We start from the raw sequence: 18167 nt of genomic DNA, 5'->3' as shown, positions 1-18167 counted from the left end.
ACCCGGAAGCTAAGCCTGACAGCGCCGATGGTACTGCAACCGAAGGGTTGTGGGAGAGTAGGACACCGCCGAACTCAACCCAAAAAAGGTAGTGGTGGTGTGGGGCGGGGCCCCGGTCGAGAACCCGGAACACGGTTCTCCCAGACCCCAACCCACACCACCACTTTCTTCATGTCTGCGTCCGGTTGGGGCGCCCGGCTTCGGTGAGCGCCGAAGGTCCCCCGCCCCACAGGCGGGCCGGGAGCGGTGTGTGGCGAAACCACACCGGCGGGATGATGTTGCCGGTGACCCGGGCATTACTGTCGGGATGCCGCCATCCTGCAGCACCATCCCGACCCTGCAGCAACACCCGCACCCCCGGGCCCGGCACGGGACCGGACCGCCAGCAAGCGGGTTTCTGTATCCCACCCGACAATCGGGGGACGCTGTCCCAGCCCCCGCCAGCAGCCAACACCAACCCAACCCCCGGCCCAGCTCGGACCGCCATTGAGCTGGTTCTGCCTCCCACACCCCACAACAGGGGGCGTGTGAGGCCGGACCCCGCCCCGCAGCAGGCCTGCGATCAGACCCCGGGGCCCCCATCGAGCGGGCCCGGTATACGCCGCCCAACGACCGGATGTTCACCATCCCAGCCCCCGCCGGCGCCGATACAGGGCCCGCATCCACTCCCGCCCACCATGCCTCGAACCGCACGCCACCCGGCAGCAAGGTTTACGAGCCACACGATCCCCGGCAATCGAGCCGCGCCCCGGACCACCCGAACGACCACGATGCTCCGCATCCCACACCCCACCCGACGACGGAGCCCGCTATCCGCATCTCGCCGGCAGTTGGCACACTGCCCGGCAGGTGGGGCCGACATCGCGGCCCCACCCGACCCGACACCCTGTGCATAACAACGCATCTCCATCAGCGGCCACCAAACTCTGCCTGGTTCGAAGGCCTGTGGCAGGGTCGCTGCGGTGGCGACGTCCGGGGCTGAGGAGCTTCCCAACCGGACTGAAGATTTCCCCACGTCCGGGGGCGCCCCTGATCCGAGAGGCGCCATCCCGGGTTCCTGGTCCGAGGGCCTGGACAGCTTCGGACTTCCGCGCCTCGGGGCGGTTCAAGCTAGGCGCCCGGTCCCACGGGAGGCTTGACCTCCAGGCCTCCCATCTCCACGAGTTGCCTGCCCCCAGACTTCCCAGGCTCACAAGCGACTGGCACCCGGGTTTCCCAGCTCCACGGGCGGCCTAGCCCCTAGACCTCCCAGCTCCACGGGCGGCCTGGCTCCCAGCCTTCCCAGCCCTACAGGCTGCTCTGGTCCCAGATCTGACACCTCAGGCTCTGCCCGAGGCTTGCGGCCCGAGCTTTCGGACTTGGCGCACCCGGCTCCGTGCTCTTGATTCCCGGAGACAGAACGTCGTTGTGGAGCTGGTCCCGGGCTCGGTCGGGGGTGGGGTCCGTACGCTGGGGTGGTGACCCGTTTGCTGATCATCCAACCCGATGCCAGTGACCCGGTCGGTCCGCTTGGTGAGTGGTTTGCCGAGGCCGGGGCTGAGCTGGACGTGCGTCTTCCGCCTGGGCAGGAGTTGCCGGAAGGGCTTGACGGTTACGCCGGTGTGGTCTGTCTCGGCGGACATATGGACGCGCTCGCCGATGAAAAGTATCCATGGCTTGCCGACGTGCGGAAGTTGCTTGCTTCCGCGGTCGGCAAGAGGGTGCCGACGCTCGGTGTCTGCCTCGGGGCACAGCTGCTTGCTGTCGCCACAGGCGGGCAGGTCGCGGTCGGTGCGGACGGGCCAGAGGTGGGGCCTTCGCTCGTGTCGAAGAAGGACGTCGCCTGGACCGATCCGCTGTTCGCCGATCTGCCGCTCATGCAGGATGTGCTGCAGTTCCACACCGACGTCGTCAAGCGGCTGCCACCGGGGGCCGAGCTGCTCGCCTCCTCGCCCCGGTACCAGAACCAGGCGTTCCGGCTGAACTCCTGCGCCTACGGTGTCCAGTTCCACCTCGAGACGACCCCGGATGTGGTCAAGGCCTGGGCGGAATCCGCCCCGGAGATGGCAGAAGTCACCCGTCCGGGCGCGTTGGAGTCCGACTCGCTGACTGCGCTGCACGAGGACCTCGCCGAGACCTGGCGTCCGTTCGCGCACCGGTTCGTCCGGTTGGCGGCAGGGGAGCTGGAAACGGCGCCGGAGGGTCAGCACCGGTTGCCGTTGGCTTGACCGGAGATAGACAGATCACTACAGCGCCTTAACGATTCACCCAATCGGTCAGGTACCTTGCGGGAGGTGTATCCGTAGGGTTCGGAGGTCGGGGTGGACCCCTCGCTGCTCGTCGTGCTCGTGATCGTCACGGCGCTCGTTTTCGATTTCACCAACGGGTTCCACGACACGGCGAACGCGATGGCGACGTCCATCGCCACCGGTGCGCTGAAACCCAAGGTCGCGGTCGCGATCTCCGCGGTGCTGAACCTTGCCGGCGCCTTCCTGTCCGTCGAAGTCGCGAAAACGATCTCCAGCGGACTGGTCGACGACACGAAGATCGGACCGGCGATTGTCTTCGGTGGCCTCGTCGGCGCGATTGTGTGGAACCTCTTCACCTGGTATGTCGGCCTGCCCTCGAGCTCGTCACACGCGCTCTTCGGCGGCCTGATCGGCGCCACCTGGGTCTCCGCGGGCGCGGATTCGGTGCATTTCGGCAAGATCGTGGACAAAGTGCTGCTGCCCGCCGCGGCGTCGCCGGTGATCGCCGGCGTCGTGGCGGCCGCGGTGACCTTCCTCGTGTACCGATTCCTGGTCCGCCGCCGGGGCGGGCGTGGCTTCCGGGTCGGGCAGATCCTCTCCGCCTCCCTCGTCTCGCTCGCGCACGGCACGAACGACGCGCAGAAGACGATGGGCGTGATCACGCTGACCCTCGTCGCGGCAGGCAGCCTTCCCGCCGGTTCCGGACCCCCGGTGTGGGTGATCGTGAGTGCCGCGACCGCGCTCGCGCTCGGCACCTACCTCGGCGGCTGGCGGATCACGCACACTCTGGGCAGAGGCCTCACCGATATCGAAGGCCCGCAGGGCTTTTCCGCACAGACCAGCAGCGCCGTGGTGATCCTGCTGTCGTCGCACCTCGGCTTTCCGCTGTCCACCACGCACGTGTGTTCCGGCGGCATCGTCGGCTCCGGGGTCGGCCGTCGCGAAGCGCCGGTGCGCTGGCGAATGGCCGGGCGGATGGTGATCGCCTGGCTGTTCACGCTCCCGGCCGCGGCGGTGGTCGGCGCGGCCGCAGGCAAGCTCGCTTCGCTCGGCACCGCGGGCACGGTCGGCGTCGGCGTGCTGGGGATCGTTTTCGCCACCGGCATCTACCTGCTGTCCCGCCGCAAGCCGGTGACCGCGCACAGTTTCCAGGTCCCCGAACCGTCCCCGGCCGGCGCCGAACCGGACCGGCTCGCCGCTTGAACCGAGATGCCGTCTGCTGAACCGGCCCGTGTCCGGCTACGGTGAGAGGTAATGGCAGAGCGCGCACGTACGGCCGGTTCAGCCGCCAGGTACGGCTTCACCGACACTCGGGCCGACGGTCAGCTGCGCGCGGCGGGATGGTGGGACGCCGCGGGCCCGGCCGCCGGTGCCATCGACGTGCTCTCGGCCCTGTCCAGGGCCGCCGACCCCGACCTCGCGCTGCTCGGGCTCGACCGGTTGCGCGAAGCCGACGAGGACGGCTGGACCGAGCTCGACACCGCGCTGCGGCAGAACCGCACCTTCCGCGGCCGTCTCGTCGCGGTTCTCGGCACGTCCACCGCGCTCGCGGATTTCCTCGTGGCCCATCCGGGGGAGTGGCGTTGTCTGGTGGACAACCGCTGCACCGTCCCGGAGACCTTCACCGAACGGCTGCTCGAACGGCTTCGCCGGGACGACGGCACGTACGAGACCGGGCTCCCCGCCGAACAGGCGTTGCGTGCGGCTTATCGCGGGCTGCTCCTCGGCATCGCCGCGGCGGACCTCGGTCACCTCGTGGAGCCCGGCCTGGAGCAGCCGCCGTTCCGCGAGATCGCCAGCCAGCTCACGGTGCTGGCCGAGGCCGCGCTGACCGCCGGGCTGGCGGTGGCCGAACAGGAAGTCGGCGCGCCGGCCGAGGGGGCGCTCGCGGTGATCGCGATGGGCAAGACCGGTGGCCGCGAGCTGAACTACGTCAGCGATGTGGACGTCATCTTCGTCGGTACCGGCGAACTGGCCGTCGCCACCCGGCTGGCCAGCACGATGATGCGGGTGGTCGGCAAGGCCTGTTTCGAGGTGGACGCGGCGCTGCGGCCCGAGGGCAAGAGCGGGGCGCTCGTGCGCACCCTCGAAGGGCACACCGCCTACTACCAGAAGTGGGCGAAAACCTGGGAGTTCCAGGCGCTGCTGAAGGCTCGCCCGGTGGCAGGCGACGCGGAACTCGGCAGGCAGTACGCCGAAATGGTCGCGCCGATGGTCTGGTCGGCCGCGGACCGCGACAACTTCGTGAACGAGGTCCAGCAGATGCGCCGCCGCGTGGAGGACCATGTGGCCTCCGAACACGCCGAACGGGAGCTGAAGCTGGGGCGCGGCGGGCTGCGTGACGTCGAGTTCGCGGTGCAGCTGCTGCAGCTCGTGCACGGGAGGATTGACGCCGAGCTGCGTTCACCGTCCACTTTGGATGCGCTGGAGGCGCTGGGTGTCGGCGGGTACGTCGGACGTGCGGACGCTGCGGAGATGAGTTCGTCCTACGAATTCCTGCGTACCGTCGAACATCGGCTGCAGTTGCGGCGGTTACGGCGCACGCACCTGTTCCCGGAGACGACGGACACCGCGGAGCTGCGGGTGCTGGCGCGCGCCTGCGGCATCGTCCCGTCCCGTGGCCGGACTCAGGGTGAAGCGTTGCTCTCCGAGTTCCGCAGGCACGCCAAGGGAATCCGGCGTTTGCACGAAAAGGTGTTCTACCGTCCGCTGCTGCAGTCGGTGGCGAACGTGCCGACCGAAGCGCTGCGGCTCACCACAAAACAAGCGGCCAGCCGGCTGGCCGCGCTGGGGTATGCGGCACCGGAAGGCGCGCTGCAGCACATCAAAGCACTCACCGCGGGTGTCTCCCGGCGGGCCGCCATCCAGCAGGCGCTGCTCCCGGTGCTGCTCGACTTCCTCGCCGACACCCCCGATCCCGACGGCGGTCTGCTCTCCTACCGCAAGGTTTCCGAAGCGCTCGAGGGAACCCCGTGGTACCTGCGGGTGCTGCGTGACGAGGGGACGGTCGTCGAACGTCTCGCCTTCCTGCTCGGCACCTCCCACCTGGTACCCGATCTGCTCGTCCGCGCGCCGGAAGTACTGCAGTTGCTGGGTGATCCGGCGCGGATGACGGGTCGGTCGCCGGCGGACGTCGCGACGTCGTTGCGTGCTGCCGTGCGACGGCAGCCGGGCCCGAGCGCCGCGGTGGCCGCGGCACGATCGTTGCGGCGGCACGAGATGCTGCGCGTCGCGTGCGCGGATCTGCTGGGGCTGTTGGACGTTCCGTCCGTGTGTGACGCGCTGTCGAGTGTGTGGGTGGCTGTGCTGCAGGGAGCGCTGTCGGCCGCGTACCGGAAACGGCAGGCGGAGCTCGGCCGGACGCCCGCCACGGTCGCGGTGATCGGCATGGGCAGGCTGGGCGGTGCTGAGCTCGGCTACGGTTCCGACGCCGACGTCATGTTCGTCTGCGCACCGGCGGAAGGCGTGTCGGACGCCGACGCGGTGCGGTTCGCGTCCTCGGTCGCGGAGGCCGTGCGGAAGATGCTCGGCACGCCGAGTGCGGATCCGGCGCTGGTCGTGGACGCCGACCTGCGGCCGGAGGGACGCAGCGGGCCGCTCGTGCGCACGCTCGATTCGTACCGCGCGTATTACCAGCGCTGGGGCGAGGCGTGGGAGGCACAGGCGTTGCTGCGGGCCCGGTTCGTGGCAGGTGACGACGAGCTGGGCGAACGGTTCATCGAGATGATCGATCCGATCCGCTATCCCGGCGGCGGGCTCGATCCCGCGGACGCCAGGGAGATCCGGCGGATCAAGGCCAGGGTCGAGACCGAGCGGATGCCCCGCGGTGCCGATCCGACCCGGAACACGAAGCTCGGCAGGGGCGGACTCGCGGACGTCGAGTGGACGGTGCAGCTGCTGCAGCTGCAACACGCACACGAGGTGCCTGCCCTGCGCACCACGTCTACCCTGGACGCGCTGACCGCACTCGCCGACGCGGGACTGGCGCCGGTCGAGTCGGTGGCGTCACTGCGGGAGGCGTGGCTGCTGGCCACCCGCGTCCGCAACGCCGGGATGCTGGTGCGCGGCAAAGCCGTGGACGAGGTCCCGAGCTCCGGCCGGGACCTCGCCGCGGTGGCACGGGCGTTCGGGTACTCGGTCGACGACGACCCCGGCGAGTTCCTCGACACCTACCGCCGGGTGACGCGCCAGGCCCATGCCGTGGTCGAAGAGCTCTTCTACGACAACTAGTCTTGGCCCGTGACCGATCGCGAACCGTTCCGCACCCGGATCAAGGTGCGGCACTACGAACTCGACACGCTGGGCCACCTGAACCACGCGGTCTACCACTCCTACGGCGAGGTCGCCCGGCTGGAAGTCTTCGAGTCCGCTGGTGACGAGAAGCTGCGGGCATCGGGCCTGTCTCCGGTGCTGCTGGAATCCCACATCGTCTACCGCCGCGAACTCCGCGGCGGCGACGAGGTCGACGTGACCTGTGAGGCCTCTTTCGGCGAGGGCAAGGTCTTCTGGATGACGTCCCGGATCGTCAAACTCGACGGCACGCTGTCCGCCGAGATCAAGTGCACCCTCGGCCTGCTGGACCTGGAACGCCGCAAACTGGTCCCCGACCCACGGGGCCACTTCGAACGGGCGGGGCTGGACCTGACGGCGCTTTCGCCGACGGAGTGACCGGGCCGCCCGCTCATCCGCCGCCGGGGCACATCCCCCGCCACACCAGGTCCACCACGGATTCCGCCTCGGTTTTCCAGTCTTGCTCGGTCAGGAACAGCAATCCGCCGAGGCCGCGGAACAGCGTTTCGGCCGTCAGGTCCGCGCGGATCGTGCCCGCGTCCACGTTGGCCTGGCGCAGTGCTTCGACGGCGCCCAGCATCGACGGGTACTTCGGCAGATCGGCGGGGATGGCCTGCAGGGCGGTCGACAAACCGCGTTTCGTCATCATGTAGTGCGCGAGGTGGTCGATCACCCAGGCCCGGAACGCTTCCTCCGGCGAGTGCCGCGCCAGCAACACCGGCACGACCTCGACCAGATGCTGTACTTCGCGGTCGTACACCGCCAGGATCAGGTCCTCCGGGGTGGGGAAGTGCCGGTAGACCGTGCCGACGCCGACTTCGGCGCACTTCGCGATGGCGTTGTAGGACACCGCTCCGGTCCTCTTCAGCGAGTCGGCGGCGGCGGTCAGGATGCGTTCGTGGTTGCGGCGGGTGTCCGCCCGCCGCGGGCTGACCGATCCCGTCGGCATCCTTCCTCCTCCTCAGTAGCGTGGTTGCCGGGAAGCAGCGGGTGCTCCCCGGGAGCACCGTAATACACCTGGAGCAGCTCCAGTTCGTTGCCAAGCGGATTGTAATCCGCTAGCCTCGGTTCGGCGAGCCCGAGCGGATTCCTATCCGCATCGGCGGGTACCGAACCGGCCGACACCACCACAACCATGCCGGCGGACGTCTGTGGACGCTCCGCGGGAAAGAGCTCCCAGTGGACATCTCGATCGAAATCAACGGCAGAACCGAGCAGCTCAGCGTCGAACCCGGCGTCACGCTGCTGGACGCGCTGCGCGAACGACTCGGCATCACCGGGCCGAAGAAGGGCTGCGACCGCGGGCAGTGCGGCGCTTGCACCGTCCACGTCGACGGCAAGCCGGTGCTCTCGTGTCTCACTCTCGCCGCCACCGTGCGACAACCCGTGACCACTGTGGAAGGACTGTCCACAGAGGAGGAACTGCATCCGGTGCAGCGTGCTTTCGTGGAGCAGGACGCACTGCAGTGCGGGTTCTGCACTTCCGGGCAGGTCATGTCCGCGGTCGCCGCGGTGCGCGAGGAGGTGACGGACGTGCGTGAGTTCATGTCCGGCAACCTCTGCCGCTGCTCGGCGTATCCGAACATCGTCGCGGCAGTGCAGCAGGTGAGGCAGGCCGATGCGACCGTTTGAGCTGACCGCACCCAGTACGGTCGAGGACGCACTCGGCTCCGCAGGCACCTTCCTCGCCGGCGGCACCACACTCGTGGACCTGATGAAGCTCGACGTCCTCACACCGCAGCGCGTACTGGACATCAACGAGCTCCCGCTGCGCGGCATCGACGCTGCCGACGGCCTGCGTTTCGGTGCGCTGGAACGGATGGCCGACATCGCCACGCACCCCGGCGTGTACCCGGCGATCTCGAAGGCCCTGCTGCTCAGCGCGTCGCAGCAGTTGCGGAACATGGCCAGCATCGGCGGAAACCTGATGCAGCGCACGCGGTGCTCGTACTTCCGCGACGTGACCATGCCGTGCAACCGCCGGGTCCCCGGCAGCGGCTGCCCCGCCATCGAGGGCGCCAACCGGATGCACGCGGTCCTCGGCACGAGTGAGACCTGCGTGGCCACGCACGCCAGCGATGTCGCGGTCGCGCTCGTGGCGCTCGACGCGGAGGTCGTGCTGACCAGTGCGGTGGGCGTCCGGACGGTTGCGTTGAACGACTTCTACCGCGTGCCGGGTTCGACTCCCGAGGTCGAGAACGATTTGCGCGACGGTGAGCTGATCACCGAGGTGCACGTGCCCCGGCTCGATTGGGCCGCGAATTCCACCTACGTCAAGGTTCGCGACCGGCAGTCCTACGAGTTCGCGCTCTGCTCGGCCGCGGTCGCGCTCGACGTGCAGGACGGTCGTGTCGTGGACGCGCGGGTCGCGGCCGGTGGCGTGGCGACCGTGCCGTGGCGGCTGACCGCGGTCGAGGCCGCGCTGCGCGGTGCGCCGGCGACCGAAGCAGCCTTCGCCAATGCCGCAGCAGTGGCGGCGGAGGGAGCGCGTCCGTTGTCCGCCAACGGATTCAAGCCGTTGCTGCTGAAGCGGACCATCGTACGAGCGCTGCTGGAGCTGACCGAAGGGAAGCGGCGATGAGCGCCAGGCTGGGAGCCGAGCCGAAAGTCACCGGGCGCGCCAAGTACGCGGTGGACCACAACTTTCCCGGCATGGTCTACGGCTACGTCGTGCTCAGCACGGTCGCCAACGGCGTGCTCGAGGCCATGGACGTGGCGGCGGCCAAGAGTGCACCCGGCGTGGTCGCTGTGTACACGCCGTTCGACTCGCTCGGCCTGACCACCACGTCGTCGCCGATGATGGGGCAGACCTGGGTGCCGTTGCTCAACCGGGACGTCGACTACCGCGGCCAGCCGATCGGCGTGGTGGTGGCGGAGACGTTCGAGCAGGCCCGCGACGCCAGCGCGCTCGTCGCGGTGACCTACCGGGAGAAGCCTGCCCGGACCTCGTTCGAGGAAGGCCTCCCGAGTGCGGAGGACGCGCCCGAAAACCGGGGCAATCCGCCGGAGATCTCGGTGCTGGCCCCCGGTGTCGAGTCCATTGAGGACGCACTCGCGGCCAGTCCGGTCGTCGTCGAGGCGACGTACCGCACGGCATCGCAGAACCATGCGGCGATGGAGCCGCATTCCGCGGTCGCGGTGTGGGCGGACGGTGCGCTGACCGTCTACAGTGGAAATCAGGGCAGCGACATGCAGGCCGTGGAGCTGGCCGGTGCGTTGAAACTGCCGGAATCCGCGGTGCATGCGGTGAATCCGTACGTCGGTGGCGCGTTCGGTGGCAAGGGGCGGACCTCGGCACCCGCCTTCCTCGCGGCGGGCGCGGCCCGCGTGCTGGGCCGTCCGGTCAAATGCTCACTCACCAGGGAACAGGTCTTCACCGCGACTGCGAACCGGCCGGCCACCGTGCAGAAGGTCGCACTGGGTGCGAACGAGAGCGGCACGCTGTTCGCGGTGCGGCACGATTCGTGGTCCAGCACGCCGATGGACCGGTCGTTCGTGGAACCGACCTCGCACGGCACCTCGCGGGAGTGGTACGCCACGCAGAACCTGGCCATCAGCCAGAAGATGGTGCCGCTGAACATCCCGCTGACCACGTTCATGCGGGCTCCCGGCGAGGCACCGGGGTCGTTCGCGCTGGAGAGCGCGATGGACGAACTGGCCGTCGCGCTGAAGATGGATCCGATCGAACTGCGGAGGCGCAACAGCTCCATCGCCCCGCCGGGTATCGACCTGCAGTGGTCGAGCAAGCACCTCGACGAGTGCTACTCCATCGGTGCGCAGCGGTTCGGCTGGGCCAACCGCTCGCCGAACGGGCGCGTCGACGGCGATTGGCTGGTCGGCATGGGCACGGCGACCGCGATGTTCCCCGCGCTGCTGTTTCCGGCCACCGTCGAGATCACGCTCAACGCGGACGAGACGGCCGTGGTCTCGACCAGCGGTGCCGACCCGGGCACCGGCCTGCTGACCGTGCTCTCCGCCATCGGTTCCGAATCGCTGGACCTCCCGCCGGAGCGGATCACCCCGCGGCTGGGCGATTCCCGGTACCCCTCGGGCGGTCTGTCGGGCGGCTCGACCGCGACGGCGAGTGCGGGCGCGGCGATCATGGTTGCCGCGGCCGGAGCCATCGACGCGCTGCTGGCGCTCGCCTCGGCCCCCGGAGCGCCGTTCGAAGGCCAGGAGGTCACCTACGCCGACGGGCACGTGCACGGCGCCGACGGCACCGCGTCCTTCGGCGAACTGCTGCGGGCGGTGGGACGGGAATCCCTGTCGGTCACCGGTTCGTCCGGTCCCGGTGAGGAACGGACCAAGCATTCGTTCAGCTCGTTCGGCGCGCAGTTCTGCGAGGTGCGGGTGCACCGCCTGACCGGTGAAGCACGGGTGTCGCGGCTGCTGGGCGTGTTCGACGCCGGCCGGATCATCAACGACAAGCTGGCCCGCAGCCAGCTTTCCGGCGGCATGATCTGGGGCGTGTCGGCCGCGTTGCACGAGGGGCTGGAGATCGAGCCGGACGGCCGCCTCGCGAATGCCGACTTGGCCAGCTACCTGGTCCCGGTCAACGCCGACATCCCGGACATCGAGGTCCAGTTCGTGGAGTACCCGGACACCTTCAACAACGCGGTGGGTGCCAGGGGCATCGGCGAGATCGGCGTGGTGGGCGTGGCCGCGGCGATCGCCAACGCCATCTACAACGCAACCGGCGTCCGCGTCCGGCACATCCCGATCACGATCGAGGACCTGCTGGTGGACTGAGCCGTACGGCACCGGGGCGAGCCGATCCGGCCCGCCCCGCCCCGGTCCCGCAGTCACTGCCGGTTCGGCGTGCCTCGGTCCCGGGGTTGCTGCCGGTTCGGCCCGCCCCGGTCCGTCATTACTGCCGGTTCGGCTCGACCCGGGCCGCGGTTACTGCCAGACGGATCGGTGCCCGAGTGCTGCTTCGGCGCGGGCCGCCTTGGTGGTGCTGCTCTCGGCGTGGCGTTGTTCGGTGTGGTTTCCCGTGGCCTGGTCGGCCGGGACCGGTGGCCGGGCCTCGGCGCCGGGGCATTCCGTGCGTGATCCGGGCAGGACGCCGTTGATCAGGTAGTCGTCCACCCGGTCGGTGACGCACTGGTTGCTGCCGTACTGGCCGTGGATACCGCTGTCGCGCACGCTGATCAGCGCGCTGCCGAGGACGTCGGCCATGGCAGGCCCGCCCGCGTACGGGGTGGCCGGGTCGTCGTCGCCCTGCACCACCAGGCCGGTCGGGTAGTTCTCGTGTGCCAGCTCGACCGGTTTCTCCGGCGGGGTGAAGGAACGGAACGTGCACGGGGTCGGCGCGGCGGAATAGGCCCCGCCGGCGTTGCCGTCCCGGAACGGGTACTTCTCGCGGAACACGCGCATGTCGTCGTAGTAGGTGTTGAGGTCGCTCGGCCAGTCCGCCTCGCAGGTCACCGTGTCGTACACCCCGGGGTCGAGCTCCGGGATATCACGACGGGCGGTCAGCAGGCCGATCGCGGTACTGGAATCGCCCGATGCCGCAGCTCCGGTCGTTGCCGCCTGGCGCAGTTCGCCGATCACCTCGGCGAGTACGTCCCACACTCCGCGGGATTCACTGCTCTGCCCCACGAACAGATCCAGCGTCGAACGGTCCATCGTCTTCGGCCAGAAGCCCGGCCAGCCTTCCGGGCGGTCCCGGGTGAGCGGAACCGGCTTCTTGTCCAGCTGCGCGGAGAGCGCGTTGACCGTGGCGACGACCTGGTCACCGGATGTGCCGAGGTGGAAGGTGCCGTTGCGCTCGGCCACCCACTGCGCCCAGTGGTCCACATTGGACCGGACCGCGATCGCTTGCTGTTCGCTCATCTCCCGCCACAGCCACTGCGGGTGCACCGAGGAGTCCAGCACGCTGCGGTTCAGGTTCGCAGGGAACAGTTTGCCGTAGACCGCGCCGAGATAGGTGCCGTAGGAGTAGCCGAGGTAGTTGATCTGCTTTTCGCCGAGCGCGGCGCGAATCACGTCCATGTCCCGGGCAGTGTTGGCGGTGTTGAAATACGGCCGCATACTGCCGCCCGCGCGCTGACAGGCGGCTTCCCTCGCCCGCGCGTGGTCGGTGAACTGGACCAGCTCCTCGTCCGATGGCCGGCTGAAGTCCGGCAACGGCTCGGTGATCCGTTCGCACTTCAGCTGGGTGGACCGTTCGACCCCGCGCGGGTCGAAGCCGATGAGGTCGAACTGCTCGCCCAATTTCGAATGCTGTTTGACCAGGCCGAGCGGCATCGGCAGGCCACTGCCGCCGGGGCCGCCCGGGTTGAGGAGCACCGCACCTTGCCGGTGTGCCGGATCGGTCGCCTTGATCCGGCTGATCGTCAGGCGGAGCTTGCTGTTCCCCGGCCGGGCGTAGTCGAGCGGCACGAGCACCTCGGCGCAGTCCATCTCCTTCCAATGGCCCTTCCACGGATCCATCGAGATCCCGTCGGGTGCGTCCTCCGGGTCCGGAGGTGGCGGTTCCGCGCAAGGCTGCCAGGAAATCGTCTGGTGGTAGAACTCGTCGAGCGGCCCTGCCGCGGAGGCGGGCGCGGCCAGTCCCGCGCTCAGCAGCGCGACCGCGGTACTCACGCAGAGAATCTTCTTCCTCATGCACACTCCAGATTTCAATCGACGGGAATCGTGACGACGACGTGCATTCCGCCGTCCGGCCGGGGCCGGACGGTCAGCGAACCCCCGTGCGCGCGCACGATGGAGTCCACAATGGATAGACCAAGACCGCTGCCGCTGCCCGCGGCGCTGCGGCCGTTGCCCCGGTGGAACGGTTCGAGCAGGCGTGGGATCTCGTCCTCGGTGACCATCGCGCCGGTGTTGGCAACGGTCAGCGTGCCCGGTGCGTCGGTCCGCACCCAGGTCGTTCCCCCGCTGGTGTTGTGCCGGACCGCGTTGGCCACCAGGTTTCCTGCCAGCTGGGTGAGCAGCGCCCGGTCGCCGAGCACCGTCGTCTCGGCCAGCTCGGTTTCGACCACGACCGGCGCTTGCGCCGCTTCGGGCCGGTACTGCGAAACCGCCTCGCCGACCACGGTGTGCAGCTCGACCGGGTGCCGTTTGTCGAGGCCGCGGTCGCTGCGGGCGAGCAGGAGCAGTCCGTCGATGAGCCGTTCGATCTGCCGGTTCGCGGTCAGCAACTGCTCCCGGACCTCGGCCGCCTTCTCCGGTCCTGGGTTGCGGGCGAGCTCGATCTGCACCGCGGCGCGCTGGATCGCGAGCGGGGTGCGCAGCTCGTGCGAGGCGTTCGCGACGAACCGGCGCTGGCTGTCGAACGCCGATTCGAGCCGGTCGAGCATGCCGTCGAAGGTTTCCGCCAGTTCGGTCAGCTCGTCCCGTGGCCCGTCGAAGGCGAGCCGTTCGTGCAGATTGGACGAGGACAGCCGGCGCGCGGTCGCGGTGATCGTGTTCAGCGGCCGGAGCACCCGGCCGGACATCCACCAGCCCGCCGCCACCGCGATCACGGTCACCGCGACCAACGACAGCCCTGACACCAGCAGCAGCGTGTCCAGCGTCATCGTGCCGAGGCTGGTCGCGAACTTCTCGGTTCTCGCGGCAGGCGACGGATCGTCCGGGGGGAGCTCGGACAGCGATAATTCCAGCTGCGGCGGGTTTCCGACCTGTCGTGCGTGCAGTGAGGCGTCCTTGACCAGGAACGGGTACCGGCTGCGCATCAGCAGGTAGGTGACGGTCAGCAGGACCACGCCACCGGCGAGGAAAAGCGCGCCGTACAAGGCGGTGAGCTTGACCCGGACGGTGAGCCGCGGCCGCTTGCGGTCAGATCCGGTAGCCGACACCGGGCACCGTCTCGATCACCGGGGGTTCGCCGAGCTTCGTGCGCAGCTTGGAAAGCGCCACCCGTACCGCGTTGGTGAACGGATCGGCGTGCTCGTCCCAGGCGAGTTCGAGCAGTCGTTCGGCACTGAGCACCGTGCCCTGCGCGCGCATCAGCACGGCCAGCACCGCGAATTCCTTGGGGGACAACTCGATCCGCCGGTCGCCACGGCTGACCACGTGGCTGGTCACGTCGAGCCGGAGGTCGCCGCGCACGAGCACCGGCGGCAGCGCGGGCTGACTGCGCCTGCCGAGCGCGTGCACCCTGGCCAGCAGCTCCGGATACTCGAACGGTTTGGTGAGGTAATCGTCCGCACCGAGCCGGAGCCCGTCCACTTTGTCGTCCAGCGATCCGGCGGCGGTGAGCATGAGCACCTTGGTCCGGGTGCCCGTCGCGGCCAGTTCGGCGCACACGTCGTCACCGTGCTTACCGGGCAGGTCCCGATCGAGCACCAGCACGTCGTAGTCGTGCAGGGCAAGCCGTTCCTGCGCGTCGAGGCCGTCGTGGACCACGTCCACCGCCATCGCCGCACCGCGCAACCCGGAGGCGACCAGCTCGGCAAGCGCCACCTCATCCTCGGCGACCAAGATCCGCATGGCGGCGAGACTAACGAGAAGGGCGTTTCCGGAACGTTTCCGACAGGATCAGCTCGCCGATGGCCGGAGGACGCCGGTCACCGCGCGCGCGGCCGGTGCGTCTCGGCGTGCCCGCCGTCCGGAAGGTCGCGGCCGAGGTGGTCGGCGTGGTGCAGTGCCTGTGCCAGCAGTCCGCGAACGTGGTTGTCGGCGGCGGAGTAGAAGACGAACGTACCTTCGCGGCGGCCCTTGACCAGTCCGGCCAGCCGCAGTTTCGCGAGGTGCTGGGACACCGCGGTCGGGGTCGCACCGGCGAGCTCGGCCAGGCACGCGACCGACGATTCGCCCTGCAGCAGCGCCCACAGGACCTTGATCCGGGTCGGGTCGGCCAGCAGGCGGAACGACTCGGCGGCCAGGTGCACCTGCTCGTCGTCGGGCATGTCGAACTCCGGCAGCGAAGTGTGCATGGCCGCGACGATACCCGGTTGGCTAAGTATCTTCGTGTATACGCATATACGCTGATACTGTGCATTGCGAACCGGCCGCCGACTCGTACGCGGCCCCGTGCGAGCCGAGGCAGCCATGAACCCGACCGGACACGGTCACGACCAGCCCGGGAGCCGGATGGCCCGGCGGTGGCACGGGATCCGGCACGCGATCACTCCGCACAGCCATGAGAGCTCCGGCCGGGTGGACCGTGCACTGGAAACCAGCCGACGCGGGATCAGAGCCTTGACCTGGTCGTTCGCCGGGCTCTTGGTGACCGCGTGCGGCCAGCTGGCGCTGGTGGCGTTCACCGGATCGGTCGCGCTGCTCGGCGACACCTTCCACAACTTCGCCGACGCGTTGACCGCGCTGCCGCTCGGGCTCGCCTTCCTGCTCGGCCGCCGGGCCGCCACGCGTCGCTACACCTACGGTTTCGGCCGGGCCGAGGACCTCGCCGGAGTGGTGGTGGTCCTGGTCATCACGGCATCCGCCGCATTCGCGGCGGCCGAAGCGATCGACCGTCTGTTGAACCCCCGACCGGTCGCGCATCTCTGGGTGGTCGCGGTGGCCGGCGTCATCGGCTTCGCCGGCAACGAACTCGTGGCCCGCCACCGGATCACCGTCGGTCGGCAGATCGGGTCTGCCGCGCTGGTCGCGGACGGCCTGCACGCCCGCACCGACGGGTTCACCTCACTTGCCGTGATCCTCGGCGCGCTCGGGGTGGCCTTCGGTTTCCCGGCCGCCGACCCGATCATCGGCCTGCTGATCACCGCGGCGATCCTGGTGGTCCTGCGCGATGCGGCGAAGGAGGTGTTCCGCCGCCTCATGGACGGCGTCGAGCCCGCCACGGTCGACCAAGCCGAGCAGACCGCCCGCGCCGTCCCCGGGGTGCACGACGTGGCGAACCTCCGGATGCGCTGGATCGGCCACCGCCTGCACGCCGAACTGGCCATCCGCGTCGACCGGACCCTCACCGTCGACCAGGCACACCACCTCGCCCACGAAGTGGAAGCCCAGCTGCGCCAGACCACGCCCCGCCTGGCCTCCGCGAACATCCACACCGAACCGGCCACCGCCTGACCGTGCCCGGCAGCCCCGGCGCTCCGGCGAAATCGACGCCGCGCCAGGCGGCCGGCACACAAAGAACGGGACGGCGGTCGGGGTTTCCCCTCGACCACCGTCCCGCGGCTGCACCGGTTCGGATCACACGTCGTAGTACAGCGAGAACTCGTACGGGTGCGGCCGCAGCCGCAGCGGGTCGATTTCGTTTTCGCGCTTGTAGGAGATCCAGGTGTCGATTACGTCGGGGGTGAAGACGCCGCCCTCGAGCAGGAAGTCGTGGTCGGCTTCCAGCGTCTCGAGCACGGTGCCGAGGTCGCCGGGGACGAGCTTGACGTTCTTGGCCTCCTCGGGCGGCAGCTCGTAGAGGTCCTTGTCGATCGGCTCCGGCGGCTCGATCTTGTTCTTGATCCCGTCCAGCCCGGCCATCATCATCGCGGAGAACGCCAGGTACGGGTTGCCCGACGAGTCGGGACACCGGAACTCGGCGCGCTTGGCCTTCGGGTTGTTGCCGGTGATCGGGATGCGGACGCACGCGGAGCGGTTGCGCTGCGAGTACACCAGCGAAACCGGGGCCTCGAAGCCCGGCACCAGGCGGTGATAGGAGTTCACCGTCGGGTTGGTGAAGGCCAGCAGGCTCGGCGCGTGCTTGAGCAGGCCGCCGATGTAGTGGCGTGCGGTGTCGGACAGGCCCGCGTAACCGGATTCGTCGTGGAACAGCGGCAGGCCGTCCTTCCACAGCGACTGGTGGCAGTGCATGCCCGAGCCGTTGTCCCCGGAGAGCGGCTTCGGCATGAACGTCGCGGTCTTGCCCGCGGCGAACACGGTGTTCTTCACGATGTACTTGAACAGCTGCAAGTCGTCCGCGGCGTGCAGCAGCGTGTTGAACTTGTAGTTGATCTCGGTCTGCCCCGCGGTGCCGACCTCGTGGTGCGCGCGCTCGATCTCGAAACCGGAGTTCGTCAGCTCGCGGACGATGTCGTCGCGCAGGTCGGCGAAGTGGTCGACCGGCGGGACGGGGAAATAGCCGCCCTTGAACTTCGTCTTGTAGCCCTGGTTGCCGCCTTCGGTGTCGGCACCGGTGTTCCACCAGCCCTCGACCGAGTCGATCTCGTGGAACGACAGGTGCTCGGCGTCCTCGAAGCGGACCGAGTCGAAGATGTAAAACTCCGCCTCCGGGCCGAAGAACACGTTGTCGGCGACGCCGTACTCGGCGATGTACTGCTCGGCCTTGCGCGCGATGTTGCGCGGGTCCCGGCTGTAGGCCTCGCGCGTGAACGGGTCGTGCACGAAGAAGTTGAGCGACAGCGTCTTCGTCTTGCGGAACGGGTCGAGCCGCGCCGTCTCGGGGTCCGGCAGCAGCAGCATGTCGGACTCGTGGATCGACTGGAAGCCGCGCACCGAGGAGCCGTCGAAGGCCAGGCCTTCTTCGTACGCCTCCAGGTCGAACGCCTTGGCGGGCACCGTGAAGTGCTGCATGACGCCCGGCAGGTCGCAGAACCTGACGTCGATGGACTCCACCTTCTCGTCGGCGATGAGGCGCTGAATGTCGTCTGGAGTAGTGGGCACCCTCGGTGACTCCTTCTCGTTCGTTACCGGCGGCAGTACTCTCTTCGGCTCACGCTATGAGCGCGGTGTTGCCCGACCGTCACCCGAATGTTTCGCCGGTGTTAACGGGTGCGTGGATAC

Annotated in this window: 14 protein-coding genes and 1 rRNA gene; 9 read left to right on the top strand and 6 right to left on the bottom strand. The window is 69.0% G+C overall.

The window, feature by feature from the left end; all coding sequences use genetic code 11:
* The 5 genes from rrf to ABD793_RS15250 all read left to right on the top strand — a co-directional run.
* Positions 1 to 74, top strand: a 5S ribosomal RNA gene (rrf, locus tag ABD793_RS42690); the annotation flags it as partial.
* A 1383-nt stretch (positions 75 to 1457) separates the two neighbouring features.
* On the top strand, positions 1458 to 2207 hold the full coding sequence (locus tag ABD793_RS15265; protein ID WP_344860176.1) for a type 1 glutamine amidotransferase: 750 nt from the start codon (positions 1458 to 1460) through the stop codon (positions 2205 to 2207).
* Positions 2208 to 2300: 93 nt separating this feature from the next.
* A complete protein-coding gene (locus tag ABD793_RS15260) occupies positions 2301 to 3431 on the top strand; it encodes an inorganic phosphate transporter (RefSeq protein WP_344860174.1) in 1131 nt (376 codons plus the stop codon).
* Between the two features lie 51 nt (positions 3432 to 3482).
* The gene (locus ABD793_RS15255; protein ID WP_344860172.1) at positions 3483 to 6458 is read left to right on the top strand and encodes a bifunctional [glutamine synthetase] adenylyltransferase/[glutamine synthetase]-adenylyl-L-tyrosine phosphorylase; all 2976 of its coding nucleotides are present in this window, start codon (positions 3483 to 3485) and stop codon (positions 6456 to 6458) included.
* Between the two features lie 9 nt (positions 6459 to 6467).
* Positions 6468 to 6896, top strand: coding sequence for an acyl-CoA thioesterase (locus tag ABD793_RS15250; RefSeq protein ID WP_344860169.1), 429 nt, complete (start codon positions 6468 to 6470; stop codon positions 6894 to 6896).
* A gap of 13 nt (positions 6897 to 6909) precedes the next feature.
* On the opposite strand, the gene ABD793_RS15245 is transcribed toward ABD793_RS15250, so the two are convergent.
* A complete protein-coding gene (locus tag ABD793_RS15245) occupies positions 6910 to 7467 on the bottom strand; it encodes a TetR/AcrR family transcriptional regulator (protein WP_344860167.1) in 558 nt (185 codons plus the stop codon).
* 230 nt (positions 7468 to 7697) lie between these two features.
* Here ABD793_RS15245 and ABD793_RS15240 point away from each other — a divergent pair, with 230 nt between their 5' ends.
* From ABD793_RS15240 to ABD793_RS15230, 3 genes are read left to right on the top strand one after another with little or no spacing between them, the layout of a single operon-like run.
* Positions 7698 to 8150: a (2Fe-2S)-binding protein gene (locus ABD793_RS15240; RefSeq protein WP_344860165.1), complete on the top strand. Its 453-nt coding sequence runs from the start codon at positions 7698 to 7700 to the stop codon at positions 8148 to 8150.
* Positions 8137 to 9099 (top strand): FAD binding domain-containing protein, encoded by a 963-nt coding sequence (locus ABD793_RS15235; protein WP_344860162.1) that lies wholly within the window; start codon positions 8137 to 8139, stop codon positions 9097 to 9099. Before ABD793_RS15240 ends, ABD793_RS15235 begins: the two co-directional genes overlap by 14 nt.
* Positions 9096 to 11267, top strand: a complete 2172-nt coding sequence (locus tag ABD793_RS15230) for a xanthine dehydrogenase family protein molybdopterin-binding subunit (protein ID WP_344860160.1) — start codon at positions 9096 to 9098, stop codon at positions 11265 to 11267. Before ABD793_RS15235 ends, ABD793_RS15230 begins: the two co-directional genes overlap by 4 nt.
* Before the next feature lie 150 nt (positions 11268 to 11417).
* Here ABD793_RS15230 and ABD793_RS15225 read toward each other — a convergent pair whose 3' ends face one another.
* The 4 genes from ABD793_RS15225 to ABD793_RS15210 form a co-directional block, all read right to left on the bottom strand.
* A complete protein-coding gene (locus ABD793_RS15225) occupies positions 11418 to 13127 on the bottom strand; it encodes an alpha/beta hydrolase (protein ID WP_344860157.1) in 1710 nt (569 codons plus the stop codon).
* Between the two features lie 14 nt (positions 13128 to 13141).
* Positions 13142 to 14320, bottom strand: a complete 1179-nt coding sequence (locus tag ABD793_RS15220; RefSeq protein WP_344860154.1) for a sensor histidine kinase — start codon at positions 14318 to 14320, stop codon at positions 13142 to 13144.
* A complete protein-coding gene (locus ABD793_RS15215; protein ID WP_344860151.1) occupies positions 14301 to 14954 on the bottom strand; it encodes a response regulator transcription factor in 654 nt (217 codons plus the stop codon). Before ABD793_RS15215 ends, ABD793_RS15220 begins: the two co-directional genes overlap by 20 nt.
* Positions 14955 to 15031: 77 nt before the next feature.
* Positions 15032 to 15400 (bottom strand): ArsR/SmtB family transcription factor, encoded by a 369-nt coding sequence (locus ABD793_RS15210; protein WP_344860149.1) that lies wholly within the window; start codon positions 15398 to 15400, stop codon positions 15032 to 15034.
* Between the two features lie 115 nt (positions 15401 to 15515).
* Between ABD793_RS15210 and ABD793_RS15205 the strand changes: the two genes are divergently transcribed.
* The gene (locus ABD793_RS15205) at positions 15516 to 16499 is read left to right on the top strand and encodes a cation diffusion facilitator family transporter (protein ID WP_425548706.1); all 984 of its coding nucleotides are present in this window, start codon (positions 15516 to 15518) and stop codon (positions 16497 to 16499) included.
* Between the two features lie 123 nt (positions 16500 to 16622).
* Here ABD793_RS15205 and glnA read toward each other — a convergent pair whose 3' ends face one another.
* On the bottom strand, positions 16623 to 18047 hold the full coding sequence (gene glnA / locus ABD793_RS15200; protein ID WP_344860147.1) for a type I glutamate--ammonia ligase: 1425 nt from the start codon (positions 18045 to 18047) through the stop codon (positions 16623 to 16625).
* Between the last annotated feature and the right edge of the window lie 120 nt (positions 18048 to 18167).

The organism is Amycolatopsis ultiminotia, assembly GCF_039536925.1.
GTDB classification, from domain to species: Bacteria; Actinomycetota; Actinomycetes; order Mycobacteriales; family Pseudonocardiaceae; genus Amycolatopsis; species Amycolatopsis ultiminotia.
This window is presented reverse-complemented; position numbering and strand designations above follow the sequence as displayed.